At 69.6% G+C, this 25,736-nt stretch carries 27 protein-coding genes; 11 read left to right on the forward strand and 16 right to left on the reverse strand.

Features of this window, described 5'->3' with window-relative positions; genetic code table 11:
- Positions 1 to 37: 37 nt before the first annotated feature.
- Positions 38 to 916 (reverse strand): LysR substrate-binding domain-containing protein, encoded by an 879-nt coding sequence (locus tag H4F99_RS13595; protein ID WP_182670393.1) that lies wholly within the window; start codon positions 914 to 916, stop codon positions 38 to 40.
- Between the two features lie 101 nt (positions 917 to 1,017).
- Here H4F99_RS13595 and H4F99_RS13600 point away from each other — a divergent pair, with 101 nt between their 5' ends.
- The 3 genes from H4F99_RS13600 to H4F99_RS13610 all read left to right on the forward strand — a co-directional run bounded on the left by H4F99_RS13600 (position 1,018) and on the right by H4F99_RS13610 (position 2,628).
- Positions 1,018 to 1,950 carry a DMT family transporter gene (locus H4F99_RS13600; protein WP_182670395.1) on the forward strand — a complete coding sequence of 311 codons (933 nt, stop codon included), beginning with the start codon at positions 1,018 to 1,020 and terminating at the stop codon, positions 1,948 to 1,950.
- A complete protein-coding gene (locus H4F99_RS13605) occupies positions 1,947 to 2,183 on the forward strand; it encodes a cyclase (protein ID WP_182670397.1) in 237 nt (78 codons plus the stop codon). The genes H4F99_RS13600 and H4F99_RS13605 overlap by 4 nt, the downstream gene beginning before the upstream one ends.
- Before the next feature lie 94 nt (positions 2,184 to 2,277).
- Positions 2,278 to 2,628, forward strand: coding sequence for a VOC family protein (locus H4F99_RS13610; protein ID WP_182670399.1), 351 nt, complete (start codon positions 2,278 to 2,280; stop codon positions 2,626 to 2,628).
- Between the two features lie 141 nt (positions 2,629 to 2,769).
- Here H4F99_RS13610 and H4F99_RS13615 read toward each other — a convergent pair whose 3' ends face one another.
- Together H4F99_RS13615 and H4F99_RS13620 are read right to left on the reverse strand one after the other, a co-directional pair.
- Complete coding sequence (locus H4F99_RS13615) at positions 2,770 to 3,057, reverse strand: hypothetical protein (protein ID WP_182670400.1); 288 nt, start codon at positions 3,055 to 3,057, stop codon at positions 2,770 to 2,772.
- 90 nt (positions 3,058 to 3,147) lie between these two features.
- Positions 3,148 to 3,471, reverse strand: a complete 324-nt coding sequence (locus tag H4F99_RS13620; RefSeq protein WP_182670401.1) for a hypothetical protein — start codon at positions 3,469 to 3,471, stop codon at positions 3,148 to 3,150.
- A gap of 166 nt (positions 3,472 to 3,637) precedes the next feature.
- On the opposite strand from H4F99_RS13620, the gene H4F99_RS13625 reads away from it, so the two are divergent.
- From H4F99_RS13625 to H4F99_RS13640, 4 genes are all read left to right on the forward strand, one after another.
- Complete coding sequence (locus H4F99_RS13625) at positions 3,638 to 4,228, forward strand: RNA polymerase sigma factor (RefSeq protein ID WP_182670404.1); 591 nt, start codon at positions 3,638 to 3,640, stop codon at positions 4,226 to 4,228.
- Positions 4,203 to 5,207 (forward strand): FecR family protein, encoded by a 1,005-nt coding sequence (locus H4F99_RS13630; RefSeq protein WP_182670406.1) that lies wholly within the window; start codon positions 4,203 to 4,205, stop codon positions 5,205 to 5,207. The genes H4F99_RS13625 and H4F99_RS13630 overlap by 26 nt, the downstream gene beginning before the upstream one ends.
- A 90-nt stretch (positions 5,208 to 5,297) precedes the next feature.
- Complete coding sequence (locus H4F99_RS13635; protein ID WP_182670408.1) at positions 5,298 to 8,654, forward strand: TonB-dependent receptor; 3,357 nt, start codon at positions 5,298 to 5,300, stop codon at positions 8,652 to 8,654.
- A 60-nt stretch (positions 8,655 to 8,714) separates the two neighbouring features.
- On the forward strand, positions 8,715 to 10,319 hold the full coding sequence (locus H4F99_RS13640; protein ID WP_182670410.1) for an alkaline phosphatase D family protein: 1,605 nt from the start codon (positions 8,715 to 8,717) through the stop codon (positions 10,317 to 10,319).
- 378 nt (positions 10,320 to 10,697) lie between these two features.
- Here the strand turns inward: H4F99_RS13640 and H4F99_RS13645 are convergent, their stop codons facing one another.
- The 6 genes from H4F99_RS13645 to H4F99_RS13670 form a co-directional block, all read right to left on the reverse strand.
- A complete protein-coding gene (locus H4F99_RS13645; RefSeq protein WP_182670540.1) occupies positions 10,698 to 11,354 on the reverse strand; it encodes a hypothetical protein in 657 nt (218 codons plus the stop codon).
- 177 nt (positions 11,355 to 11,531) lie between these two features.
- The gene (locus H4F99_RS13650; protein ID WP_182670412.1) at positions 11,532 to 11,801 is read right to left on the reverse strand and encodes a hypothetical protein; all 270 of its coding nucleotides are present in this window, start codon (positions 11,799 to 11,801) and stop codon (positions 11,532 to 11,534) included.
- A gap of 191 nt (positions 11,802 to 11,992) precedes the next feature.
- Entirely contained in the window at positions 11,993 to 13,312 is a 1,320-nt protein-coding gene (locus H4F99_RS13655; protein ID WP_182670414.1) for an NTP/NDP exchange transporter, read from the reverse strand.
- Positions 13,313 to 13,315: 3 nt separating this feature from the next.
- Positions 13,316 to 14,269: an aldo/keto reductase gene (locus H4F99_RS13660; RefSeq protein WP_182670416.1), complete on the reverse strand. Its 954-nt coding sequence runs from the start codon at positions 14,267 to 14,269 to the stop codon at positions 13,316 to 13,318.
- 95 nt (positions 14,270 to 14,364) lie between these two features.
- Positions 14,365 to 16,182 (reverse strand): DUF885 domain-containing protein, encoded by a 1,818-nt coding sequence (locus H4F99_RS13665; protein WP_182670418.1) that lies wholly within the window; start codon positions 16,180 to 16,182, stop codon positions 14,365 to 14,367.
- A 71-nt stretch (positions 16,183 to 16,253) separates the two neighbouring features.
- Complete coding sequence (locus H4F99_RS13670; protein WP_182670420.1) at positions 16,254 to 16,550, reverse strand: hypothetical protein; 297 nt, start codon at positions 16,548 to 16,550, stop codon at positions 16,254 to 16,256.
- A gap of 124 nt (positions 16,551 to 16,674) precedes the next feature.
- Between H4F99_RS13670 and speG the strand changes: the two genes are divergently transcribed.
- Positions 16,675 to 17,253: a spermidine N1-acetyltransferase gene (gene speG, locus H4F99_RS13675; protein ID WP_182670421.1), complete on the forward strand. Its 579-nt coding sequence runs from the start codon at positions 16,675 to 16,677 to the stop codon at positions 17,251 to 17,253.
- Between the two features lie 15 nt (positions 17,254 to 17,268).
- On the opposite strand, the gene H4F99_RS13680 is transcribed toward speG, so the two are convergent.
- From H4F99_RS13680 to H4F99_RS13690, 3 genes are all read right to left on the reverse strand, one after another.
- Positions 17,269 to 18,192, reverse strand: coding sequence for a peptidylprolyl isomerase (locus H4F99_RS13680; RefSeq protein ID WP_425488029.1), 924 nt, complete (start codon positions 18,190 to 18,192; stop codon positions 17,269 to 17,271).
- 59 nt (positions 18,193 to 18,251) lie between these two features.
- A complete protein-coding gene (locus H4F99_RS13685; protein WP_182670544.1) occupies positions 18,252 to 19,496 on the reverse strand; it encodes a polyhydroxyalkanoate depolymerase in 1,245 nt (414 codons plus the stop codon).
- 91 nt (positions 19,497 to 19,587) lie between these two features.
- Positions 19,588 to 20,196 carry a class I SAM-dependent DNA methyltransferase gene (locus H4F99_RS13690; RefSeq protein WP_182670423.1) on the reverse strand — a complete coding sequence of 203 codons (609 nt, stop codon included), beginning with the start codon at positions 20,194 to 20,196 and terminating at the stop codon, positions 19,588 to 19,590.
- 54 nt (positions 20,197 to 20,250) lie between these two features.
- On the opposite strand from H4F99_RS13690, the gene H4F99_RS13695 reads away from it, so the two are divergent.
- Positions 20,251 to 20,673 (forward strand): CopD family protein, encoded by a 423-nt coding sequence (locus H4F99_RS13695; RefSeq protein WP_182670425.1) that lies wholly within the window; start codon positions 20,251 to 20,253, stop codon positions 20,671 to 20,673.
- Between the two features lie 12 nt (positions 20,674 to 20,685).
- Here H4F99_RS13695 and H4F99_RS13700 read toward each other — a convergent pair whose 3' ends face one another.
- The gene (locus H4F99_RS13700; RefSeq protein WP_246372205.1) at positions 20,686 to 22,371 is read right to left on the reverse strand and encodes an alkaline phosphatase; all 1,686 of its coding nucleotides are present in this window, start codon (positions 22,369 to 22,371) and stop codon (positions 20,686 to 20,688) included.
- 173 nt (positions 22,372 to 22,544) lie between these two features.
- On the opposite strand from H4F99_RS13700, the gene H4F99_RS13705 reads away from it, so the two are divergent.
- Positions 22,545 to 22,811: a DksA/TraR family C4-type zinc finger protein gene (locus H4F99_RS13705; RefSeq protein WP_182670427.1), complete on the forward strand. Its 267-nt coding sequence runs from the start codon at positions 22,545 to 22,547 to the stop codon at positions 22,809 to 22,811.
- 38 nt (positions 22,812 to 22,849) lie between these two features.
- Here the strand turns inward: H4F99_RS13705 and H4F99_RS13710 are convergent, their stop codons facing one another.
- Both H4F99_RS13710 and bla read right to left on the reverse strand, forming a co-directional pair.
- Complete coding sequence (locus tag H4F99_RS13710) at positions 22,850 to 23,338, reverse strand: NUDIX hydrolase (RefSeq protein WP_182670429.1); 489 nt, start codon at positions 23,336 to 23,338, stop codon at positions 22,850 to 22,852.
- Positions 23,338 to 24,171: a subclass B3 metallo-beta-lactamase gene (gene bla / locus H4F99_RS13715; protein WP_182670548.1), complete on the reverse strand. Its 834-nt coding sequence runs from the start codon at positions 24,169 to 24,171 to the stop codon at positions 23,338 to 23,340. The genes H4F99_RS13710 and bla overlap by 1 nt, the downstream gene beginning before the upstream one ends.
- Positions 24,172 to 24,350: 179 nt before the next feature.
- Here bla and H4F99_RS13720 point away from each other — a divergent pair, with 179 nt between their 5' ends.
- Positions 24,351 to 24,866 (forward strand): acyl-CoA thioesterase, encoded by a 516-nt coding sequence (locus H4F99_RS13720; RefSeq protein WP_182670431.1) that lies wholly within the window; start codon positions 24,351 to 24,353, stop codon positions 24,864 to 24,866.
- A gap of 50 nt (positions 24,867 to 24,916) precedes the next feature.
- Here the strand turns inward: H4F99_RS13720 and H4F99_RS13725 are convergent, their stop codons facing one another.
- The gene (locus H4F99_RS13725) at positions 24,917 to 25,600 is read right to left on the reverse strand and encodes a C40 family peptidase (protein ID WP_343064224.1); all 684 of its coding nucleotides are present in this window, start codon (positions 25,598 to 25,600) and stop codon (positions 24,917 to 24,919) included.
- Between the last annotated feature and the right edge of the window lie 136 nt (positions 25,601 to 25,736).

Consider the following 25,736-nt stretch of genomic DNA (forward strand, 5'->3'; position numbering starts at 1 on the left):
GCGAGTCTGGCAGACCCGGCGGCGCGCGGGGAGGGGGTCAGCCCTGTTCGAGCAGCCAGTCGACGAAACACGCTGCCGCCGGCCGTAGCCGCCGGTGCGCCGGGTAGACCACGTAGTAGCTCCAGCGCGCCTCCATCGACGGCCCGGGCAGCCGGACCAGGCGGCCGGCGGCCAGGTAGGGCGCCGCGATCCGCTCGCGGGCCAGGGCCACGCCGAGGCCATGCGCGGCGGCGTTGAGCGCGTCCGAGGTGTCGCTGAAGGTGTGGTGCTCGTCCACCGTCGCGCCGTGCACGCCGGCCGCGCGGAACCAGTCCAGCCAGCCCTGCCGCGCATGGTCGGCGATCAGCCGGTGCCCGAGCAGGTCGCGCGGGTGCGCGATGCCCTCGCGGCCCGGCCAGTCCGGCGCGGCGACCGGGAACATCGCGTCGTCCATCAGCCAGTGCGCGCCCAGCCCCGGCCAGTGGCCCGGCCCATGGCGGATGCCGACATCCGGCCCGCCCTCGTCGAAGCGGGTCAGCGCGATTTCCGTATCGAGGTTGAGGCGGATGTCCGGGTACCGGCGGCTGAAATCCGGCAGCCGCGGGATCAGCCAGGTGTAGGCGAGCGAGTGCAGCGTGGTGACGCGCACGCGGCTGGCCTCGTCCTCCCGCGTGCGCAGCTGGTGGACCACGCCGTCCATGTCGGCCAGCGCCGAACCGGCGGCGTCGGCCAACTGCCGGCCCTCCGCGGTCAGCGACACCCCGCGCGCATGGCGCTGGAACAGGGCCACGCCCAGGCGCGCCTCCAGCTTGCGCACGTGGTGGCTGACCGCGCTGGCGGTCAGGTGCAGCTCTTCCGCGGCGTGGGTGAAGTTCTGGTGGCGGGCGGCCGACTCGAACACCGCCAGCGCCGGCAACAGCTCGGCACGCAGGGCCATGGGAGCCTCAAACATGATTTGTGGCTGGGCCACAAAGTATGCGCTTGTTGTGGATGGGGCGCCGCTCGACAATGGCCAGCCACGAACAGGATGCGTTCCTGATGCTTTCCGCCGACGCCGCCGCCCCCACCGGATCGATCGCGCCCACGCCCCGGACCGCCCCGCCCGAGGCGGCCGCCCGGGACTGGAAGACCCCCCTCGAACTCGCCGTGCTCGGGGCGATCTGGGGCGCGTCGTTCCTGTTCATGCGCGTTGCCGCCCCGGACTTCGGCGCGTTCCCGCTGGTCGAGATGCGGCTGGCACTGGGGGCGGTCGTGCTGCTGCCCTTCCTGTGGCGCGCACGGCGGCAGTTCCCGCTCGCGCTGTGGCCCAGGCTGGCCGGCATCAGCCTGATCAACTCGGCGGTGCCCTTCGTGCTGTTCGCCTGGGCGGCGACGCAGGCGCCGGCCGGCATCGGCGCGATCAGCAACGCCATGACCGTGCTGTTCACCGCGCTGATCGGTTTCCTGTTCTTCGGCGAGCGCATCGGCACGCGCCGCGCGGTGGCGCTGGTCGCGGGCTTCGCCGGCGTCGTCGTGCTGGCCAGCGGCAAGGTCGCCGGCGCCAGCATTGGCCTGGCCGTGCTGGCCGGCGCCGGCGCGGCCTTCCTCTACGGCATCGGCATCAACCTGGTTCGTCGCCACCTGACCGGCCTGCCGGCCGCCGCGGTCGCCGCCGCCACCCTCAGCTGCGCCGCCCTGCTGGTCGCGCCGCTGGCGGTCATGCACTGGCCGGCGACGCCGGTCCCGCCACTGTCCTGGCTGTCCGCGGCCCTGCTCGGCGTGCTGTGCACCGGCATCGCCTTCGTCATGTACTACCGCCTGATCGCCCGCATCGGCGCCAGCCGCGCCGCCACCGTCACCTACCTGGTGCCGCTGTTCGGCGTGGCCTGGGCCTGGTGGCTGCTCGACGAACCGCTGACCCTCACCATGGCCATCGCCGGCGCGATCATCCTCGGCAGCGTGGCATTCAGCGAGCGGAGTAGCCGCCGATGAACGCCCCCGTGCAGCACCGCGTGGTGTTCGACTTCGAGATCGACTTCAGCAACGGCGGTGGCCTGCAGGGCCAGGGCTTCCGCCTCGACATCGAGGGCGACACCATCGACGACGATGCGCTCGCCGACTACCTCGTCCGCGACCTCCGCCTGCTGATGGTCGGCGAGGTCCGCATCCTCGACAAACGCATCATTTGCGAGGCGCACAAGCGGGTGGGCGGCGAAACCGGCTGAAGCAGGCGCGCCCCCTCCGCGGGGCCGCGGCTGGACATCGGCATGCACGATCAGGAACAGTCGGGTCCGGTCCCTGTCCCCTGGAGGCGTGTCCATGAAGGTCCGCCGCATCGTGTCGAACATCGCCGCCTCCGACACCGCCGCGGGGCGCGCGTTCTACGGCGACCTGCTGGGCCTCGAGACACTGATGGACCACGGCTGGATCGCGACCTGCGGCTCGGGGGAATCGGCGCGCGTGCAGCTCAGCATCGCGACCGAAGGTGGCAATGGGACACCCGTGCCGGACCTGTCGATCGAAGTCGACGACCTCGACGAAGCCCTGGCCCGCATGCGCGCGGCCGGCCATCCCATCGTCTACGGCCCGGCCGATGAAGACTGGGGCGTCCGGCGCTTTTACGTCCGCGATCCCTACGGCACCCTGCTCAACATCCTCCAGCACGCCTGAGCAGCCGCCTGCTGCCCCGCATCTCTGGCGAGCAGGTATGCATGGAGCGCAGCAACGGGTCTTTGCGCATCCTGTCGGTAATCCACCCCGCCCGTACCCGCGCCGTCACCTATCGGGTGCCGCTGTTCGGCGAGGTAACGCTCAGCCCTTGGCCCATCGGCCGAAGCCGGTCACGGGGCCCAGCTTGATCACGAGCGCCGCCACTGCCAGCGGCCCGAGCGCGGCGAGGGACACGGCCATCAGGTCGAGCTTCGCGACGAATGGCTGCGACGGCATGCCGGTCGGCACGAGGTCCCAGAACGGATTGCCGCGTTCGCTGATCGTCAGCGGCCCTGTCGACGGCATGCCGAGCGCGACGGTTGCCAGGACCATCGCGATCCAGACAAGTGCACAGATGCCCAGTGCCCTGGGGCTGGCCTTGAGTTTCATTGGAGACGTCTCCCTCGAGTGCGGCGGCGGGCGGGGCCCACTGGAATCTACCCGAGTATAGGCATGGCCCGCAGGGGCCGGCTTTGCCGATCAGGCGCGCTCGTGCGCGACGGGCGGAAGCGGATGGCCACCGCGATCGGTGGCCTCGTGCGCGAGGTCGCCGATCTGGCGCATGAAGTCCGCGACTTGAAACGCGAGGTCGGCGACTTCGCGCGTGAAGTCGACGACGTGACGCGCGATGTCGATGACCGGGTGCGCCAAGTCGCGGATATGAAGCGCGAAGTCAGCGACTTGGCGCACGAAGTCGCGGACATGATGCGCGAAGTCGCTGACCTGGCACGTGAGATCGTGGACATGGCGCGTGAAGTCGTAGACCTCGCGTATGAAGTCGCCGACACCGGCCTTCGCGAACATGAATGGGGTGGCTGGGCGGCCTGTTGCCGGCACGCGCCACGGCCCGCCCTGTCACCCCCCTGAAACGCCCCGTCCCCACACTCGCGCGTTTGCGCAACAGGCCTGCGGGTGGCGGGGGAACGGCGTGGCGGATCCGGGACGTGCGGGAGGGGTGCGGAGCGAGGCCATGGACGACATGGCGCGGACGCGCTGGTTCGCCCTCCACGTGCTGCCGCACGAGCCGGCGCTGCGCGCGTGGCTGGGGCGGCGGCGCAGTGCGGGCTTCGACGTGGACGACATCGTCCAGGAGAGCTACGCGATCCTGGCCGAGCGCGAGCGGCTGGACGACATCCTCAACCCGCGCGCCTACCTGTTCCAGGTGGCGCAGTCGCTGGTGGTCCGCAACATCCGCCGGGCGCGAATCGTGCCGATCCTGGCGGTCGAGGACCTCGGGCCGGTGGAGTTCGTCGATGGCGGGGCCACGCCCGAGCAGCGGGCGATCGAACGCGACGAGCTGCACGGGCTGGCGGAGGTGATCGCCGCGATGCCAGGGCGGACCCGCGAGGCTTTCGTGCTGCGGCGCGTGCACGAGCTGCCGCAGCGGGAGATCGCCACCCGCATGGGGGTGTCCGAGAACACCGTCGAGAAACACATCGCCCGCGGCATCCGACTGCTGGGCGAGTGGGTGGCGAATGGCGGAACGCTGCCCGCCAAAGCCTCAAGGCAGTTGGAGCGTGAAATCAGGAAAGCCAATGGACGGACGCGAAACCAGTCGTGAGATCGAGCGCGCGGCCACGCAGTGGGTCGCGCGGATGGACCGTGCGCCGCTGTCGCACCGGGACGAGGCGCGCCTGCAGCGCTGGCTGGCCGGCGATGCGCGGCGCGCCGGCGCCCTGATGCGTGCCAAGGCCCTGTGGCACCAGGCCCGCGCGCTGCAGGGGACCGGGCAGTTGCATGCACTGGCCGCACCGCCGTCGCGGACGCCGGTCCAGGTTCCCGCGTCGCCCCGGCGTCGGGCGGGTAGGGGGCTGCGGCCGCTGCGCTGGGCCAGCGCGCTGGCGGCGTCGCTGGTGCTCACGGTCTTCCTGCTGCTCACCGTGCAGGTGCCGGCGGCGTACGCCACCACCAAGGGCGAGATGCGCCGGGTCGCGCTCGCGGGGGGATCGGTGCTGACCCTCAACACCGACACCCGGGTGAAGGTGCACGACGACGACGGCCAGCTGCGCGTCGCGGTCGAGCGTGGCGAGGTGTTCATCGACGCGCGCAATGCCCGGCCGGACCTCGTGGTGGAAGTGGACCGGCGCCGGATGACGGCGCGCAATGCGACCCTGCTGGTGCGGAAACTGGACGGCGAGCCCACCCATGTGTCCGTCGAGACGGGTGCGTTGGAGATCCCCGCGACCAGGACCACCGTGGCCGCGGCGACCCGCCTGTTGCTTCGCGACGGTCCCGACGGCCTGCAGCTGAGCCCCCTGCCGTCGGGCCAGCTGCAGCGCGAGATGGCCTGGCGCGAAGGCAAGATCGCCTTCGAGGGCGAGACCCTCGCCGAGGCCGTCGCGGATTTCGCGCGCTACAGCGACCTGCGCATCGACATCATCGACAACGGCCTGGCGCAGATGCCGATCACCGGCCTGTTCGATGCGAACGACCCGGAAGGCTTCGGCAATGCCGTCGCGCAGGTGTTCGACGCCGATGCACGCCGCGAGCGCGACCGCGTCGTGCTGTCGCGCCCGGTCGAGCCTGTGCGCACGCATTAAATTTTCGTGACAGGGGGCGGAACCCGCGTGCCGGCTGCTCTTTCTTCCTGAGTGCCGCGACCCCACGCGGCGACCGAGAGCCGACACCCCATGACGTCCTGCAAGCGACTCCTGTTGACCAGCGCCGTGATCGCCGCGCTGGCCCTTCCTGCCCATGCCTTCGCGCAGGTGCGCCAGTTCAACGTGCCGGCGCAGCCGGCCGTCACCGCCATCCCGGAACTGGCGCGCCAGGCGCAGTTGCAGATCATCGCGCCGGCCGGTGCCCTGCAGGGCATCCAGACCCCCGCCGTGTCCGGCGAGATGGACGCGCGCGAGGCGCTGCGCCTGCTGCTGGTCGGCACCGGCCTGGAGATCCAGTCCGACGAGGGCGGCGTGATCACCCTGCGCGAGAAGTCCGTGTCCGCGCCGGACGCAGAGGCCGGCACCGGCACCGGCACCGGCTTCATCCTCGGCCGCGTGATGGATCCGGTGACCGGCGAGTACCTGCGCAACGCGCGGGTCAAGATCGACGGCCGCCAGGTCGCGGTGTCCGGCGAACGCGGCGAGTTCCGCGTCCACGAGGTGCCGGCCGGCGCCGCGGTGCTGACCGTCGAGTTCACCGGCTTCAGCCCGGTCCAGCAGACCGTCGATGTCCGCGCTGGCCAAACCAGCGAACCGCTGTTCGAGCTGTACAGCAGCCAGGCCCCCGCGGCGGACGCCGCCACCCTCGACACCGTGCAGGTCGTGGGCGCCCGCGAGGGCGACGCGCGCGCGATCATGGAGCAGCGCGCGGCGATGAACATCACCAACACGCTGTCCGCGGACAGTTTCGGCGAGATCGGCGACGGCAACCCCGGCGAGTTCCTGAAGTACATGCCGGGCGTGGACTACGACGTGGTGGCCGACGATGCGCCGCGCAACATCTCGCTGCGCGGCCTGCCGGCCAAGTACACCGGCGTGACGCTCAACGGCGTGAGCCTGCCCGGCGTGGATGCCAACTCGTCCAGCTCACGCACCTTCAGCTTCGAGCAGTCCGCGCTGGCCGGCGTCGACTCCATCACCGTCTACAAGACCACCAGCGCGGACATGGATGCCAATGCCCCCGCCGGCACCATCGACATCCGCACCAAGCGCGCCTTCGACGCGCGCGGCCGCCGGATCACCGCGACGCTGGGCGGGAACACCCACGCCGGCCTGTGGGACAGCGAGAACACCGGCTGGATGGAAGGCGGTTACGACACCAAGTTCCTGCCGACGGCCACGCTCAACTATTCCGACGTGTTCCTTGACGGTCGCCTCGGCATTGCCGCCGGCATCAGCAGCGTGACCAGCCTGGTCGAGCAGGCGCAGATCACGGCCGGGCGCAACTACGTGGCCACGGAGGCCAGCCCGTATCCCTACGCGGTCACTTCGATCTCCGCGGCCGGCTACGACCGCGAGTACAACCGCCGTGTTGCCCAGGTGGCGGTCGACTACAAGGCCACCGACGAGCTGATCCTGTCGCTGGCCGCCAGCGTCGCCCGCGGCGACATCGACCCGAACCGGATCACCCCGCGACTCGCGAACTCGCGCGCGTCCACCGGCGATCCGTCGATGTACTGGACCACGAACTACGCGGACACCGCTCAAACGTTGAGCACCGACGTCACCTACACCTACAAGATCGGCTACACCCGCAACCTGGTGCCGAGCTTCGTGTGGCAGAACGAGCACTTCAAGCTCGACGGCAAGCTGTTCCACGTCAGCGCCGACAGCCGCTACGACTCCGGCAAGAAGGGCCAGGTGTCGGACGTGCTCAACACCATCAGCGCGCCCGGCAACTACAGTGCGTGGCGCAGCGACTGGATGCACCAGGACTGGAAGATCCAGCAGTTGGACGGTCCGGACTGGTCGCTGCCGGAGAGCTACACCATCGGCAGCTATGCCGGTGCACTCGGCAGTTCCACCCGGCCTTCGATCCGCACCACCAGCGGCAGCAGCGCCGAGCTCGACTACGACGGTGGCAGCCTCGACTTCGAGTTCTACCAGGACTTCGGCGACGTGCCGGTGACCTGGAAGACCGGCCTCAAGGCAACCCGCGGCGAGTACGACTTCGGCAACACCTCCGACGCCAACATCTGGACCTACGACGGTCCGCTGAGCAACGCCGAGTTCCTGCGCGCGGTGCAGAGCGCGAACGTGTGGCACTCGGGCGAGTCGGGCATGGTCGTCAATACGCTGGGCGGCGGCGACCTGTACGTCTACAGCCTGGAGAAGATCTACGACATGATGCAGGCGAACCCGGAGCACTGGCTGCACAGCCTGACGCCGGCCCAGTGGTACAACGCCTACGTGGGCAATGTCAGTGCGCTGGACGAGGACGTCCAGTCCGCCTATTTCATGGGCACCGCGGAGTTCGCCTACAAGTTGAAGGTGCAGGCGGGCCTGCGCTGGGAACGTACCCGGACCACCAGCCACGACTTCGACCCGCTGAGCCCGGAGGCGATCGCCGCCGCGGGTTACGACGTCGACCCCGACAGCGGCCGTGCCACCACCGTCGAAGGGCTGGAGTACCAGTACTTCACCAACCCGCGCCGCGAGAACAAGGCGAGTTACGACGACTTCTTCCCGAGCGTCTCGCTGAAGTACAGCATCAGCGACGGCTTCGACGTGCAGGCGGGTTACAGCAAGACCATCCAGCGCCCCGAAGTGGGCGACCTGGCGGGCGTGTGGTCGGTGGCGTATGGCACCGAGGACGGCAACGTGCTCTCAGCCCCCAACGCCGACCTGCTCCCCGAGTACTCCGACAACCTGTCGCTGCGGGTGGTGAAGTACTTCGAACCGGTCGGCCTGGTGGCGTTCGGCGTGTTCCACAACCGCATCGAGGACCTGATCAGCGATGTTTCGATGACGCCCGAGGAATTCGGCTACACCGGCGACGAGCCCATCGACCTGGTGAATACGCGCAGCAACCTGTCCGATGACATCACCATCAACGGCTATGAGTTCGAGTTCAACCACGCCATGGATTACCTGCCGGGCGCGCTGAGTGGCCTGACGGTGCGCGGTTCCTACACCCATACCAATCCGTCGGTGGTGCTGCCGCGCGTGGCGCAGCAGGTGGCCAACCTGGGGTTCGCATGGCGCCACGGCCGCACGCGACTGAACCTCAACACCGTCTGGAGCGACGAGAAGGACCGCGGCCTGACCGGCAACATCACCAACGCGTTCGGCGTGGTGATGAACCAGAAGCAGCCCTTCGACGACTACCTGGAAGTGAACCTGTCCGGTGCCTACACCCTGATCCCGAAGACCCCGGGCAACTGGCTCGGGCTGGAGGCGTACTTCAGCGCCAACAACATCTTCAACCAGAACCGCCACACCGTGTACTCGAACGGCGAAACGGGATTGAGCGAGAAGGGCCACCACAGCCAGATCTACATCACCAGCGGACGTCGCGCTTCGATCGGCCTGCGCGCCCGGTTCTGACCGCCTGCCGTCGCGGCCGGCACCTGGCCGGCCGTCCACACCCCTACTGCAAGGTGCTGCATGACGTCCTCCGTATCCTTCGATCGCCGCCGCTTCCTGCTCGGCGCCGGTTCGCTGGCGCTGTTCGCCGGCCTCTCACCGTTCCACCGGGTCGTCGCGAACCCGCGCCTGGGCGGCTATCCCTTCACCCTGGGCGTCGCCTCGGGCGATCCGCTGCCAGGCGGCTTCGTGCTGTGGACGCGGCTGGCGCCGAAGCCGCTTGAAGAACACGGCGGCATGCCGATGGTGGCGGTGCCGGTGCGCTGGGAGCTGGCGGCCGACGATGGCTTCCGCCGCGTCCTGCGCCGGGGCGAGACGCTGGCCCTGCCTGAGCTGGGGCACAGCGTGCATGTCGAGCTGGACGGGCTCGCACCGGGCCGGCCGTACTGGTACCGCTTCCACGTCGAAGGCGCGGATGCGAGCCCGGTCGGGGTGGTCCGCACCGCGCCGGCGCCGGACGCCCTGCCGGAGCGCGTGCGCATCGCGGTGGCCGGTTGCCAGGCCTACTACCACGGCTGGTTCGAGGCCTATCGCCACCTGAGCGAAGAGGACGGCCTGGACGCGGTGTTCCACTACGGCGATTACATCTACGAGGGGCCGGCCGGCCGCAAGAAGGACCAGTTCCCGACATACGACGCCGCAGGTCGGCTGGTCGCCGAGCGTGACCACGTCGGCGACGAAATCTACTCGCTCGACGACTACCGCCGGCGCTATGCGCTGTACAAGAGCGACCCGGACCTGCAGGCGGCGCATGCGGCCGCGGCCTTCGTGATGTCCTTCGACGACCACGAGATCGACAACGACTGGAACAATGCCCGGGACCAGGACGGGCGGGCGCCCGAAGTGTTCGCGCTGCGCAAGTTCGTCGCCATGCAGGCCTGGTACGAAAACCTGCCGGTGCGGCGCGCGCTGCTCCCCCGTGTGGATGGCGGGACGCGCTATTACCGCCGGCTCGACTTCGGGCGACTGCTGCGCATGCACGTGCTGGATACCCGCAGCCATCGCCTCAACCAGGCCTGCGAGCCGCCGGCATCGCCGGGTTGCCGGTTCCAGCCGGGCCAGCCGTCCAGCATCCTGGGCGACGCCCAGGAGGCCTGGCTGGACCAGGGCCTGGACAACGACGCCGGCTGGAACCTCATCGCCCAGCAGGTGTTCGTGATGCCGCTGAAGGCGAAGAACGCGGACGGCACGCTGCGGGAGTTCGACGACAAGTGGGACGGCTTCCCGCAGTCGCGCCAGCGCCTGGTCCACTCGATCCGCGAGCGCGGGTTGACCAACGTGGTCGTCGCGACCGGCGACGCGCACATGAATGCCATCGGCGACATCCCGCTGAGCGACGAAGCGCCGGAGGGTCCGGCGGTGGCCGCGGAGTTCCTGGCCACCTCCATCTCGTCCAATGGCGATGGCGCTGTGGACTCGCCCAACGCGACCCGCTTCCTGCACGGCGAGAACCCCTTCCTGCAGTCATGCGACAACCTGCGCGGCTACCACCTGCACGACATCACCGCGAAGGAGTGGCGGACCGACGTGCGCGCGATGGACCAGGTGCAGCGCAAGGGCGGCCGGATCCGCACCCACGAACGCTTCTTCGTCACCCCGGACCGGGCAGGCCTGCAGCGGGGCTGAGGCGGGACGGCACAGAAGATGCGGCGATCATGCAGACATCTCCTTACAAAATGAGGTCCCGAACCTCGTGCGAGGGGTTCCTGACCTCATCGATGGCGTTGCGAACCGTGTGATTGAGGTCGCGGACCCTTTCATCGGGGTCCTGCACCTCGGCGATCAGGTTGCGGACCCTGCCGTCCGCGTCTTCGACCACGTGCGTGGCGTCAGGCGTCTCGCGGATGGGGCCGCGGACCTCGTGGGTCGGGCCCGGGACGGCGTGAGAGAGGTGCGGCGCCTCGGCATGACGCTGGCGGGATGGATACGGCGGGACGCATCCACCACGTCCGTCCGAGGGCAGGAATGCCGACCTGCCGTCTGGCCGCCAAGCCGCAAGCGCCCTCAGTCGCGTCGCTTCGAGGTCTCGCGACTTTCCACGAACTCGGGGAACGTCTCCGCCAGCGAGTCCGTGTCCGGCAGGACGTAGAACACGCCGCCCTTCTCGAACGTCGGCGCGATGATCTCGTCGTAGAACGAGGGCGCGACATTGATGCAGCCGTGGGTGACGCGGTTGTCGTCCGGCTCCGGCGATGCAAGGCGCTCGGGGCGTCGCTCGGCGGGAACGCCGGTGGCGGTGGGGTGCATGGAGACCGCGGAATCGTAGTCCACCCACAGGACGCGTCCGGCGTCGATGGATTGGCCGAAGCCGCCGATGAAACGGCCGGCGGGGGTGGTGCGGTCGCGGCCGGGAATCTCGCGCAGCGCGAGGCCGGCGACGCCGGGGGCCGAGTGGTCGCCCACGGCCGAGCCGAACAGGCCAGGGGCAGCGCCGCGGAGCCGGCCGTCGCCACCGAATACGAGGATCTGGGCGGCATCCTTGTCCATGATCGCGAAGGGGTAGCCTTCGGTGTCCCGGGTGGCGACCACCCAGCCCGCGAGATCGATCACCGTGCTGGAGACCTCCTGGCCTGGCGGGAGCTGGTCGTTGACGGCGTCCGTCGGCTCGGCGGTGTCTTCCTGGGCGCGGGCCATGCCGGCGCTCGCGAGGGACAGCGCCAGCACCAGCGCCAGAACCGGCGCGACGCGGGCGGCCCGGATCACAGGGTGCGTGGGGGTACGGATAGGACAGCTCCGGGGCATGCAGATGAAGTGCGGGGAGGAGACGGATGGCCCGTGCAGGCCACCCGCTCCGGGTCCGGACCGTTCGTCGGGAACCGGCCGGACGCGATCAGGCCATCAACCGCGCGGAACGCGGCCCGGCGAACCTTCGAGGCGCTGGACGCGGCTCTCCAGCGAATCCAGCCGCTGGTTGGCCTGCTGCGCGGACTGGTTGGCGGATTCGGCGCTGCGGGCTGCGCCCTGCACCTGCGTGTCGAGCTGGTCGAGACGCGAGTTCACCCTTGCGAAATCGTCGTCGTAGGTGGCGCAACCGCCAAGGACCAGTGTGGCGGCCAGGGCAACGCCCAGGGTGAGTGCCTTCGGGGGAAGTTGTTTCTTGAGAGACATGGCAATGCTCCTTCGTCCGGGGGTGTCGGAACTGAATATAGCGGCGTATTGGCCGCGGGCGCGAAGCGCCTTCATTTAGTGTTGGTGGACGTCGATGGATTGTGAAGACCTGAATCGCGTGCGATCGACGAACTCTCAGTGAGCGTCACGATCGCTGCGTGCGCGCTGTCCGTCCCGGCGTGTGAGGCCAGTCACTCCTTGCCACCCAAGCGCTCCATCCGCTGCTGCGCCCGGGCCAGCGTGCCCCCCGTTATCGCCCACACCAGCGCCAGTGCAGCGCCGACGAGTGCGGCGATCGCGGGCTGGCTGGCGAGCATGTCGACCAGCGTCTTGCTCCAGGCGCTGACGGCATCACCGCCGCGGTAGACGACGGTGTCGATGAAGTTCTTGCCCTTGTACTTGGCCTCGGGCGAGACGACGGTGTAGAGCATTTCGCGACCGGGGCGGACGAAGCCGTACTCGCCGGCGCGGCGGACGATCATCACGATGGCGAGCACGGCGAAGGTCGGGGCCAGCGCCAGCCAGAGGAAGCCGCACATCACCACCAGTGGCACGGCGACCAGCAGGACGCCGATGCCAAGCTTGCGGGCGACGCGGCCGGTGATGAACAGCTGCGAGAGGATTGCAAGTGACTGGACGATGGTGTCGATCATGCCGAACACGCGGGTCTGGTCGGCGCGGTCGGGGAAGGTCGCTTCGACCAGGCGCGCCTGTTCGAAGTAGAGGAAGGTGGTGACGCTGGCCAGCAGCAGCACGAACACGGCGATGCCGAGCAGGTAGGGCGAGCGCAGCACGGTGGTGGCGCCGGCGAAGGGATTGCCGCCGAGCCGGCGCGAGCGTGCGGCGGCGTCGGTGGCGATGTCGCCGGTCTCGACCGGATTGCGGTCGCGCCAGCGCTGCAGGGCCATCGCGGCGGCGATGGCGGCGACCAGGAAAACAGCAGCGAGCGCGAGCAGGCCGCCGTGGCCCAGCGGACCGACCAGGGTGATGCCGAGGATTGGACCGGTCAGGCCGCCGAGGCTGGCGCCGGCCGCCATCAGCGCGAAGGTGCGCTTGGCCTGGGCGGTCGGGAACAGGTCGACCAGCACGCTCCAGGCCAGCGAGATGGCGATCATGTTGAACACGGACAGCCAGACGTAGAACGCGCGGGCCATCCACACGTTGTCAGGCTGCAGGCCGATTGCCAGCGCGAAGCCCAGGAGGTTCAGGACGAAGAAGCCATAGACCCAGGGCAGGATGCGCCGGCGGGCGACGCGGCCGGCGACCCAGCCGAACAGCGGCATTGCCGCCAGCGTGGCGACGAAGGTGGCGGTGAACAGCCATTGCAGGTTGTCCACGCCCCCGGCGATGCCCATGGTCTCGCGCACCGGCCGCAGCATGAAGTAGCCGGTGAACAGCAGGAAGAACAGCAGGGCACCGCCGGCCACCGGCAGCGCCTCGTCCGGCTCGAGGCCGAACAGGCGTGCCAGGGTGCGGGTCAGGAAGGGCGGCGTCGCGTCGCCGGTCGGCATCGGTCAGGCCAGCGCGGCGACCAGCGCGTCGCGCTGGGTGGCGTCGAGGAAGGGCGAGACGCCGGCCTTGAGGTTGTCAACCTGGTGCTTCGGCTTGGACGTCGCCGGGATCACTACCGTGACTGCGGGATGGCTGAGCACGAACTTCAGGAACAGCTGCCCCCAGGAGTCGGCCCCGACGTCGGCCGCCCAGCCCGGCAGCGGCTTGTCCTTGACCTGGCCGAACAGCCGGCCGTCCTCGAAGGCGCGGTTGATGATCACCGCGATGCCCATCTCCTGCGCCAGCGGCAGCACTTCGCGTTCGGCCCCGCGCGTGACCGGCGAGTAGTTGATCTGCACGAAGTCCGGCTTGAGGCGGCGCATCGCCGCGGCCAGGTCGGCCTGGGCGCCCTCCTGGAAGTGGGTCAGGCCGGAGTAGCGCACCTTGCCCTGTTCCTTGAGCGACTGGATGACCGCGAACTGGGTGTCGGTGTCGCGCAGGTTGTGGACCTGCAGCAGCTCGACCTTGTCGGTCTTGAGGTCGCGCAGCGAGCCGGCGAACTGGGCCAGGCCCTCGTCGCGCCCGGTGACGCCGGACAGCTTGGTGGCGACGAAGATGCGGTCGCGATTGCCGGCCGCCGCCATCAGCTCGCCGAGCACCGGCTCGGAGCGGCCGTAGGTCGGCGCGGTGTCGATCAGGGTCGCGCCGGACGCGACGAACAGGCGCAGCACCTCGTGGAGCGGGGCGCGCTCTTCGGGACTGCCACCGACGTCAAGGCTGCCGGAGGTGCCCATGCCGATCACCGGCAGGGTCTCGCCGGTGGCCGGGATCGGCCGGGTGGCGATGGTGCCGGGAGCGGGCGGGCGCACCGGGGGCATCGGGCTGGTGGCGTCCTGCGCGCAGGCCACCAGCGGTGAGAGGGCAAGTCCGCCAGCAGCGTAGGCGGCCAGGGTGAGGAAATCGCGTCGCGTGCCCATGCAGAGGTCTCCTGTGTCGGGGGGGCCAGACTGCTACACGCGATGTTAAGCGCTTGCGCCCGTGCCGGCCCAAGCGCCAATGGTCATGCGCGGTCTCAGTCGATCGGCTGGTCCAGCATCAGCTGCCGCACGAAGCGCACCGGCGGCGAGCCGTAGGACAGCACCTGGTCGTGGTAGGCCTTCAGGTCGAAGGCCTCGCCCTGCTTTGCTTCCCAGGCCTGGCGCAGGTCGAGGTGCTCGCTGTAGCCGACGTAGTAAGTGGGCAGCTGGGCCGAGGTCAGCTGCGCGCGCACCCACTTGCCGGCGGCCTCGCGCTCCTGCTGGAAGGTGGTCACGGTCATCAGCTGCATGGCCTCGTCGCGGGTCATGCCGTCGACGTGGATCGCCTGGTCGAGCAGGGCGTTGGCCATCGCGCGCAGGTTCCACTTGCGGTTGATCAGCTGCATCAGCGGATCGTTGTCCATGTAGCCGGCGTCGGCCATGATCTTTTCCGCGTACATGGCCCAGCCTTCGACGAAGGGACCGGAGTACAGCACCGCACGCAGCGTGGACGGGTACTTGTTGGCATGCGCGAGCTGCAGGAAGTGCCCCGGCATCGCCTCGTGGATGCTCAGCTCATGGATCGATCGGGTGTTGTACTCGCGCAGGAAGGAATCGACCTGGTCCTGGCTCCAGTCGTCCGGGATCGGCGACACCGCGTAGAAGGTGTCCAGGCCCTTGTCGAGCGGGCCCGGCGGATCGCAATAGGCAACCGCGACGCCGCGCTGGAACTCGGGCATCAGGATGATCTTCACCGGCGTGTCGGGCACGGTCACCAGGCCCTTCTCGCGCACGAAGGCGGTGGCCTCCTCTGTGCTGCGGGTGGCCAGCTCGACGACCTCGTCGCGCGCGGGGCGATCGGCATAGGCCAGCTCGAGCGCGGCTTCGATCACCGCCTGCTGCTGTTCGGGCGAAGGCGCATCCGGCATCTCGGCCGGGGCGCCGGGACGCTCGGCGAGCACGCCGCGGGCGATGTCGTACATCTCCTCGCGCGTGCGCGTGATGTCGGCCTCGACGCGGGTGCGGATCTCCTGCCGGCTCAGCGGGGAGTTCAGCGCGAAGGCGAGCTTCTGGTCGTAAAGCGCCTCGCCGATGCGGAATTCGCCCTTGGCATTCGGTACCAGCACGTCCTCGAGCCAGGCCTGGTGCTCGGTGACCGCCTTGCGCAGGGTTTCGACGGCGAGGTCGAGCTTCTTGCGGTCCTCGCCCTGCAACTGGTCCGCGTTCGGCAGCACCAGGCTGTCGACGATGCTGATGAGACCGGCGTTCTGCCGCGCCACGGTCTCGGCATGGATGCGCGGGACCCGGGCGGGGTCGAGGTTGGTGCGCATCTGGGTGAACAGTGCCGGGATCTGCTGCATGCGCGCGGTGGCGGACTTCAGGCGCTCCGGCATCGGCGCGAACTCGCGGGACATCAGGCCATACAGCGCGCCGCCGGCGATGCTGTTGTAGACCTGCGGGTCCCAGGCCCAGCCCTGCAGGGTCTCGTTCGCCCAGATGTCGTAGCGCAGCTGGTTGCGCAGGATCGCGGCGTCGATCTGGTTCTCGCGCGAGAGCCCGGCGACATCGATGGCCTCGAGTTCGGCCAGGAACTTCTTCGAATGCTCGAGCGCGCGGCTGATCCCGCCCTTGCTCAGGTCGTCGATGCGGCCGTCGAAGCGGTGGTCGCCGACCTGGGTTGCCCAGACCGGCGACAGTTCCATCGCCTTGTCGAGGTAGCGCTTGGAGAAGATCTCGAACTGGCTGTCCACCTGTCCCGCGGGCCGGGACGCGGACGGGGCGGTGTGGGCGTTGTCCGGGGCGGAGGCGGGCTGGCAGGCGGCCAGCGCCACGAGGAGCGCGGACGCCAGCGGCAGGATGCGGAAACGGGTCATGGAAGGGCCTTGGTACGCAGCTCGATCGGATGCACGCAGGATACTGTGCCCCGACATGGGCTGCATGGCCCTCAGCGTTCTTCTTCCTCCTCGAACTCGACCATGGCCTCGAGTTCCTCCGACAGCAGTTCCACGGCGCGGCGGACCCGGTTGGCGGAGTAGGCATTGGAGGCTTCGACCTCGATCTCGTGCACGCCGGGGCCGGCGTCGTCGGGCAGCCCCGCCGAACTGGAGTCGGGATCGTCCATCCGCGGCATCAGGTCGGCGATCTCCTCGACGTGGTCGACGCCCTCCAGGCTGGAGAGCAGGTTGACGATGGCGCGGGTGGCGTCCTCGTTTCCGGTCACGCGCATTCGCAGCAGGGGCATGGGGGACTCCGGGGCTTCCGTTGGGGGCGGGAGGCTCAGGCTAGGAACGCCCCGGGAAAGGAGGCGTGAACACCGCCGGCGTCCGTTCATCCCGGTGCGCCCCGGGCTGGTCTAAGCTCGCCGCATGCCGACCGCGTCCAAGCCCGCCGACGAACCCCGCACCGACGGTGCCGCACGCGTCACCCTGCGCCCGCTGGAGCGCGACGACCTGCATTTCGTGCACGTGCTGAACAACAACCGCAGCGTGATGGCGTACTGGTTCGAGGAGCCCTACGAGTCCTTCGTCGAGCTGGAGGAGCTGTACCGCAAGCACATCCACGACCAGTCCGAGCGCCGCTTCATCATCGAGGGCGACATGCGGCAGCCGGTCGGGCTGGTGGAGCTGGTGGAGATCGACCACCTCCACCGGCGCGCGGAATTCCTGATCATGGTGTCGCCGCAGCACCAGGGCCGCGGGTATGCGCGCGCCGCCACCGGGCGCGCGGTGAACTACGCATTCCGCGTGCTCAACCTGCACAAGCTGTACCTGCTGGTCGACGTGGACAACGCCGCGGCGATCCACATCTACGAGAGCCTTGGCTTCAAGCGCGAGGGCGTGCTGCTGGACGAGTACTTCAGCGACGGCCGCTACCACAGCGCGATCCGGATGTGCCTGTTCCAGCACGAGGTGCTGGGCAGCGAGGCCGGCCGGCGCGACGCCTGACCGGCCGGCGCATGCTCATTCCACGGCGCGGGTCGGGATGGGCACGTTACAGAGGTCGATGTGGCCCGCGGGGCGTTTGTACCAGCCGTCGCGACGGTTGCGTCGGGCTTCGACCAGCTCATCGAACAGCGGCGTGTCGGTACGCAGCACTTCCAGCGCGCTGCGCTCGGCGTCGGGCACGTCGGATGCGAGGTGGATCGCGCGGATCGGCGTGCGCTGGCCGGCGTCCTCGTAGAAGCCCAGCGGGCCGGTGCCGCGCGGCAGCACCGACAGGCGTTCCATGCCGTCGATCACCCGGCCGACCACGGTGATGTTGCGGTCGAGCTGGCGCGGCGACTGGCCGGTGACGACGTAGAGTTCGGTACCGTTGCTGGAGTCCGCGGCGACATCGCGGCCGGCGCCGACCGCGCCGTAGCAGTGCGCCATCCAGGCGAGACCGGCTGCGGTGTCGCGGCCGGCCGGGAAGCCGCCGGCGAAACCCACCTGCGCCGCCCAGCCGTCGGCATCGGGCAGGACATGGAAGGCGAGCCCATCGGCATCGCGCTCAAACTCGGCGGGCAGGGTGGCGCGGGCCTCGCCCAACGGCTTGCGATCGGCCTCGTTTTCGGCGGCATCGCCCCACTGCACGACGAAGTTGTCCTGCGAGCGGTTGATGCTGAGGCCGTCCCAGTAGCCCTCCTTCGCCAGTTGCTCGATGTTGGCGACGTGCGCGGGGGCGAAGGCGGGCGCGAGTTCGATCACCACGCGGCCGCTGTCGAGTTCCAGGTACAGCGTGTGCGCCGGATCGGGGCGGCGCCAGTCCGAGGCCTGCGAGGCATCGAGGATCTCCTGCATCGAACGCGCCGGTGGCGCTTCCGGTTCCGCTTCCTGCGCCGCAAGGGGCAGGGCGGTGGCGAGGCAGGCGGCGAGCAGGGCGAGGGTCGGGCGACGCTGGGCCACGGCGGGACTCCGTTCGGTGGAGTCCCGATTCTGGCCCAGGCCGGGGGTCGCGGCCAGCGTCAGCCGGCGTGGCCGGCGATGAAGTCGCGGACCTTCGGGTAGACCTGGGTGCGCCAGCGTCGGCCGCTGAAGATGCCGTAGTGGCCCGCGCCCTTCACTTCGATGTGGTGGCGTTCTTCCTTCGGGATACCGGTGCACAGATCGTGCGCGGCGCGGGTCTGGCCCTGGCCGGAGATGTCGTCCAGCTCGCCCTCGATCGTCAGCAGCGCAGTGCCCTTGATCGCCGACGGGTCGACGCGCACGCCGCCGACGTCCCACTCGCCGCGCGGCAGCAGGTGCTCCTGGAAGACGATCCGCACGGTCTCGAGGTAGTACTCGGCGGGCATGTCGAGCACGGCGTTGTATTCGTCGTAGAAGCGGCGGTGCGATTCGGCATCGTCCAGGTCGCCCTTGACCAGGTGCTGGTAGTAGTCCCAGTGCGACTGCGCGTGGCGTTCGGGGTTCATCGCCAGGAAGCCGGTGTGCTGGAGGAAGCCCGGGTAGACCAGGCGGCCATGCCCGGGGTAGTTGGCCGGTACCGGGTGGATCACCGTGTTCTCGAACCACCACAGCGGCTTGGTCGTCGCCAGGTTGTTGACCTCGGTCGGGCTGAGGCGGGTGTCGATCGGGCCGCCCATCATCACCATCGTGCGCGGGACCTCCTCGCCGGCCTGCGCCATCAGCGAGATCGCCGCGAGCACCGGTACGGTCGGCTGGCAGACGCTGATCACGTGCAGGTCCTTCGCACCGATGGTGCGGATGAAGTCCTGTACGTAGGCGATGTAGTCGTCGAGCCCGAAGTCGCCCTCGGACGTCGGCACCATGCGTGCGTCGATCCAGTCGGTGATGTAGACCTTGTGGTCGCGCAGCAGGGTGCGCACGGTGTCGCGAAGCAGCGTGGCGTGGTGGCCGGACAGCGGCGCCACTACCAGCACCGGGGGCTGTCCGCGCATTTCCTGCAGGTTGCCGGCGTGGTCGGTGTAGCGCTTGAAGCGCAGCAGGCGGCAGAACGGCTTGACCGCGACCTCGCGCTCGACCACCGGATAGGTGTTGCCGTCCATCTCCATCGAGTGGATGCCGAACTCGGGCTTCTCGTAGTCCTTGCCGATCCGGTAGAGCAGGTCGAAGCCGGCGGAGACGCGCTGCGCACCCGGCAGGCTGGACAACCAGCTGGCGGGGGTGCCGAACATCTTGGCGTTGGCGTCGGCCCAGTAAGTGACGGGCGCCATCCATGCGCGGCCGAGTTCGTGCAGCTGATAGAGCATCATCGGGTGGCGTACTCCGGGAAACCGGTTACTTGCTGCGTCGCAGCATACCCGAGCCGGCGCCCGGGTTTGTGAATCCGGATGTCCGGCGCTAGGCGGGTGTCTCGAGGGCGGTGCTACCGCTGGCCAGGGCCGGAGAGAGCCACAGGTGCGACCCCAGCGGCACGAAGCCGGCCGCGGCGAAGCGTTCGCGATAGAAGCGCGCGGGGCGGCGCTTGAAGCCGAGGGTGTCGCCTTCGATCCCGTCCTCGCGACAGAAGGTTTCGAGGAAGGCGATGCCGCCGCACAACTCGGCCAGGCCGGGCAGGCCTCGGTCGAGCTCCCGTGCATCCAGGTAATGCAGCACGTCCGAGCAGACCAGCAGGTCCACCGGCGGGCAGGGTCGCAGGTGCTGGAAGTCGGCGAATCGCGCGAAGTGCAGGTTGCGACGGCGGCCGTGACGTTCGATCGCGTATCCGCTGCTGTCGAAGCCCAGGTAGGTGGCCTTTGGCCGGAGCCTGAGCAGCGGCGAGCGCCACGCGCCTTCGCCGCAGCCGACGTCGAGCACGCTGCGCAGCGGGCGCTCGAGGTGGTATTCGGCGGTCGCCACCGCCAGTGCGACCTTGCGTGCGAGGCGGGCGCGGCCGCCGATGGCCTCGGCCTTCAGCGCCGGGTCGCGGTACCAGCGGTCGAAATAGACGCGGTCGTACGCTTTGCTCATGGGAAGGCCGTCATGGGATGGCGCCGGGGCGCCTGCGACGGCATCCTAGTGCACATGACCGCCTATCTCATCACCAAGACCGCCCATCTCGTGTTCGTGATCGCGTGGATGGCCGCCGTGTTCTACCTTCCGCGCATCCTCGTCAACCTGGTCGAGGCCGGCGACGCGCCCGACGTGCGTGCGCGCTTGGTGCTGATGGGGCGCCGGCTGTACCGCTTCGGCCATGTGATGTTCGGGCTGGCGGTGGCACTCGGGCTGGCGCTTTGGCTGCACTTCGGCGTGATGGGCGGCTGGCTGCACGCCAAGCTTTTGCTGGTGGCGCTGGTGCTGGCGCACTACATCGTGGCCGGTCGCTGGCTGAAGGGCGTCGATGCGGGGCGCGCGCTTCCGTCGGCGCGCGCGCTGCGCTGGTTCAATGAACTGCCGGTGCTGCTGCTGGTCGGCATCGTCTGGCTGGTGCTGGCCAAGCCGTTCTGAGCCTGGAGCCGCTCAACGGGCCTTGAACGCCTCGAAATCGGGCAAATCCACCGGGACGCCATCGGTGTTGCATCCGCCCTGCGCGCACAGCGCCTCGCGAAGCCGTGGGGTGGCCTGCAGCATCATGTGGTGGATCGCGTTCTGCTCGATCGAACCGCGCACCGCGTCGCTGCCCGGGCCGCGTGCCCACACGCCGACGTCGTCGCCACCGTGGCTTTCGTCGACGAGCGGCAGCATGGACTCCTGCAGGTAGTCGGGGTCGCGGGTATCGACGTCGGTCAGGTCCGGCCGGCCGTTGGCCTGCCGGGCGCGCTGGACCTTGTGCATGAAGCGCTTCGGCCCTTCGGGCTGGTGCGCGGTCTCGCCGGCGTAGCCGGGGCCGTTGGCGTAGCTGAGCGTGGTGTAGGGCAGGCCGGTCGCGTCGGTCGACAACGGTTTGGCGGAGTCGCTGGCGATCGGTACCACCTTGCCGAGGATCGGGTTGCCGCGGCGCGGATAACCGACGAAGGTCAGCGTATGCGAGTGGTCGGCGGTGACCAGGACGAGCGTGTCGTCTGACGAGGTCATGTCGACCGCCGCCTGCACCGCGTCGCTCATCGCGATGGTATCGGTGAGGGCGCGGTGGGCGTTGCCGTAGTGGTTGCCGTGGTCGATGCGGCCGCCTTCGATCAGCAGCACGTAGCCCTGCGGTGCGTTCTCCAGGCGCCGGATGGCGATGCGGGTCATCTCGGCCAGGCTGGGTTCACCGGCGGCATCGCCCGCCCGGTCGTGCTCGAACTGCATGTGGCCCGGCTGGAACAACGCCAGCAGCGGCCCGTCCGCAGGGGCCGCCGCCAGCTGGCCGGCATTCCATGCGTAGTGGCCATCGGGGTGGCGGGCCTGCCAGTCGGCGACGAGGTCATGGCCGTCACGACGTGCGCCGCGAAGCGCCGGGTACTCGGGATCCGGCTGGTCGGCGCGCATGAACTTCGCGCGACCCCCGCCCATCAGCAGCTCCGGACCGTCGCCGAAGGGGGTTTCGATCATCTGGCGGGCGATGTCGGTGCAGCCGACGGCGCGTGCGGTGGCGGGCAGGTCCGCATCGGACTCCCAGTCGCGGTCGGCGGAATGGCTGAAGGTGGCGCCGGGGGTCGCATGGGTCAGGCGGGCGGTGGTGACCACGCCGGTCGCCATGCCGGCGCTCTCGGCGAGCTCCCACAGGCTCAGGAGCGGGACCTGCAGGGCGCCCTGGCAGTCCCGGCGGACCGGCTGTTGGCCGATGCTGAGCACGCCTGCCCGGGTCTTTACCCCGGTGGCCATGGCGCTCATCGTGCCGGCCGAATCCGGGGTCTGCGCGTCGGTGTTGTAGGTGCGGCTGAGCGCAGTGGCCGGGAACCGCTCCCAGGCCAGGCGATGTTCTTCGCCGGGCTGGCCCGCCCGCTGGCCGGCGAGGATGCGTGCGGCGGCGACCGTGGTGAGGCTCATGCCGTCGCCGACGAACAGGATCACGTTGCGGGCCCGTCCATCCATCGCGCCGCGCGCGGCGGCCTGAGCGGCGCCGTCGCGATACCACCACGCCGGGGTTTCACCTTCCGGGCGCTGGATCGCGGGAACCTCCACCTGCAGGGGGCCGGACGGCGGGACGACGGTGGGCGTGGTGGCGCAGGCGACGAGCAGGCAGGCAGCCCCAAGGCAGCCGGCGGGAAGGAATCGGGACATGGTGTGCGGCATCGATACGTAGCCGTACATTATGCCGGCGCACATGTTTCAGTATCGGGCGACTGGCACCCGCGGGCCTTGGACCTTGGTCGGGTTCCGGGGGCGCGGTGCCTTGAAGCGCGGCTGGAACGGGCCCATCTTGCCGGGAACAGGCAGTGATTCCGGAGGCGCCCATGGCCGGCGGATGGACCAGCGATACCTCGGTGCAGGACCAGATCGACGCGACCGTCGAGGATGCGATCAAGCGCGCGCGCAGCCAGTTGGCGCGAGGGCCGGGCCTGAGCCATTGCGAAGAATGCGAGGCGCCGATCCCGCAGGCGCGACGCGACGCGGTGCCGGGCGTACGCCTGTGCGTCCGCTGCCAGGAGGCCGAGGACCGCGATGCCCAGGCGGGGAGCGGGTTCAACCGTCGGGGCAGCAAGGACAGCCAGTTGCGCTGAGCGCCGCTTCAGAGGCGGTCGCTTCAGATGCGGTGGCTTCAGATGCGTGAGTACCGCCAGGACACCATGCGGCCGTCGCGGTAGGGCATGACCCCGTGGAACGGCCGGGGGTCCTCGTCGAACACCATGGGCAGGAAATGCCGGTCGCCTTCCCACATGGGCAGGTCCGGCAGACGCGCGATAGGCACCCATTCAAGCGTGCCTTCCGGGTTGCGCTCGAACGGCGTGCCGGTGAAGGCCGTGATGGTGAAGATGAAGCCCAGCCAGTCCTCGCCGTGCTTGCCGAAGCCGGGCCAGCTGACGCTGCCGCGCAGTTGCATCGCCTGGCAATCGATGCCCGCCTCCTCGTGGATCTCGCGACGCATGCCGGCGACGATGTCCTCGTCCGCTTCGAGCTTGCCGCCCAGCCCGTTGTATTTGCCGAGCTGGTGGTCCTCGGGACGCGCGTTGCGGTGGACCATCAGCACTTCGCCGCGGTCGGGCGAGAGCACGAAGCCCAGCGTGGCGACGATCGGCGTGTACGGCATCAGCGGCCTCCTTGGGCGGCGCGCTGCGTCTCCAGCGCCGCGTCCAGCCGGGCCTCGGCGGCATCGGCGTAGGCGGCGCAGGTCATGGGGTGCGGGTGGCGGTTGCCGGCGTCCTGGGGTGTCCAGCCGCTGGCATCGGGGTGTGGGGTGACCAGCAGGTCGCAGGGCAGGGCGCGCATCGTCGCGAAGCCCCGGCGGTAGTCATCGACGATCCGCGGATAGCGCGGGTTGTCGAGCAGGTCGTAGCCCGGTGCCGTGGCGCTGTCGGCATAGGCGATGGCCAGCGGCTTGCCGTCGCGGGTGTCGGTCCAGGTCCAGCTCGTCGAGCCGGGCGTGTGGGCCGGGGTCGCGTGCGCGGTGAAGGCCATGCCCCCCAGTTCGATCGTCTCCCCGTCCATCACGATCCTGTCCACCTCGACCGGAGGAAACACGATGCCGTCGCCGAAGTGGATGTCGTCGCTGCCGCCCCGTGCCAGCAGGACGGCGGTTTCGGCATTGCCGGCGAGCGTGGCGCCGGTCGCCCGCTTGAGCGCGGCCATTGGGCCGGCGTGGTCCCCGTGGGCGTGGCTGGTGAGCAGGTAGCGGACCTCGGCGGGGGCGATGCCCAGCCCGGCCAGGTGCTCGAGCAGCATCGGGGCGGCCTGCGGCATGCCGCCGTCGATCACCACGGCGCCGTCGTCGGTGCGGACGACCAGGGCCGCCAGGCCGGCGGTGCCGATGTACCAGGTGCGGTCGGCGATGGCGAAGGGCGCGATGGGCTGGCGCCAGCTTTCCCGCACCTCGTAGGCCTGCAATTGCGGAAGCGGTTCGGCGGCGACGAGCGTGCGCGGCATGGCCGCGAGCAGGCAGGCGGCGGCGATGGGGAGGGCGCGGGTCAACGTCGGCACGGCATCGGGTCCACGGAGAGGGGCCGCACAGTGTGGGCGAACGGGCCGGGCGGAGCCAGTCAACACGGGCGGTGCACATCGCGCGATGCACGATGGCCGGACCCTGGCGATGACGAGGTGGGCCGATGCCCGGTGAGCAACGCGAGTTGACCATGCGCTTCCTGGCCGAGCCGACCGACGTGAACTACGGCGGCAAGGTGCACGGTGGCGTGGTGATGAAGTGGATCGACCAGGCCGGCTATGCCGCCGCGGTGGGCTGGAGCGGGCGTTACAGCGTGACGGTGGCGGTGGGCGGGATCCGCTTCGTGTCGCCGATCCGCACCAGCGACCTGGTGACCGTGCGTACCCAGCTCGTCCACACCGGGACCACCAGCATGCACTTCGCGGTCGACGTGATGGCGCGCGATCCGGGACTGGTGCCGGGCGAGGCGTCGCGTCCACGCTTGTGCACGCACTGCGTCATCGTGTTCGTTGCGCTGGATGGCGTCGAGGGCCAGCCGACGCCGGTGCCGAGCTGGGTCCCGAGGAGCGAGGACGACAAGCGCCTGGCGGAGTACGCGCTCAAGGTCATGGAGCTCAGCAAGGGCATCGAGCAGACCGTGCAGCGCTACCGGGGTCCGGCGGTGCCGCCCGACGCCTGAAACGAACAAGGCCGCCCGGAGGCGGCCTTGGCGGATGCGACCCGTACGCGTCAGATGCCTTCGACGCGACGCGCTTCCATGAACTTGTTGGCCCAGTAGCCGCTGTCCAGCCGCGACACGCTGACGGTGCGGCCCGTGCGCGGCGCATGCACGAAGCGGCCTTCACCCAGGTAGATGCCAACGTGGTCGACGCGACCGCGACGCCCGAAGAAGACCAGGTCGCCGGCCACCATCTCCTGCTGGTCCTTCACTTCCTCGCCGTTGCGCGCCATCTCGCGCGACACGCGCGGCAGTTCGATGCCGAGGGCATTGCGGAACACGTAGCCCACCAGCCCGCTGCAGTCGAAGCCGCTCTCCGGGCTGGTACCGCCCCAGCGGTAGGGCGTGCCGAGCAGCGCCAGCGCCTTGCGCAGCACGGCGCCGGTACGGCCGGAGCGATCTTCGACCTGGAGGTCTTCGTCCGTGGCGGACGGTTGGCCCATCAGGCGGTTCAGGTCGTTCGCCAGCAGCAGGGCCCGGTCGGACATGCCCATGGCATCCGGGAGCATGGTGCTGGTGACGGCCGAGGGGGCATCCGCGGAGTCCGCCGCCAGCGAGGGGCTGGGCAGCTGCTGGGCCAGGGCGGGCAGGGCCAGCAGCGCGAGCAGGGCGGATGCGGAGAGGCGTTGGAGGAGCCGCGTGCGGCGGATTTCGAGGTGGCTTCGGGGGCCAGGTCGGAAGGCGTCGGATTTCACGCGGTCATCACAAAGTGGAGCAATGCGGACGATGATGCCTGCACATGGCCGTCACGTCGTTAAAAAAATCGTAAAGATCGACGTGAAAGTGTGACGCGTGCCGCGCTTCGTCCCGGCAATGGAGCCCCGGCCGACG

Source organism: Marilutibacter penaei (assembly GCF_014145395.1).
Taxonomy (GTDB): Bacteria; Pseudomonadota; Gammaproteobacteria; order Xanthomonadales; family Xanthomonadaceae; genus Marilutibacter; species Marilutibacter penaei.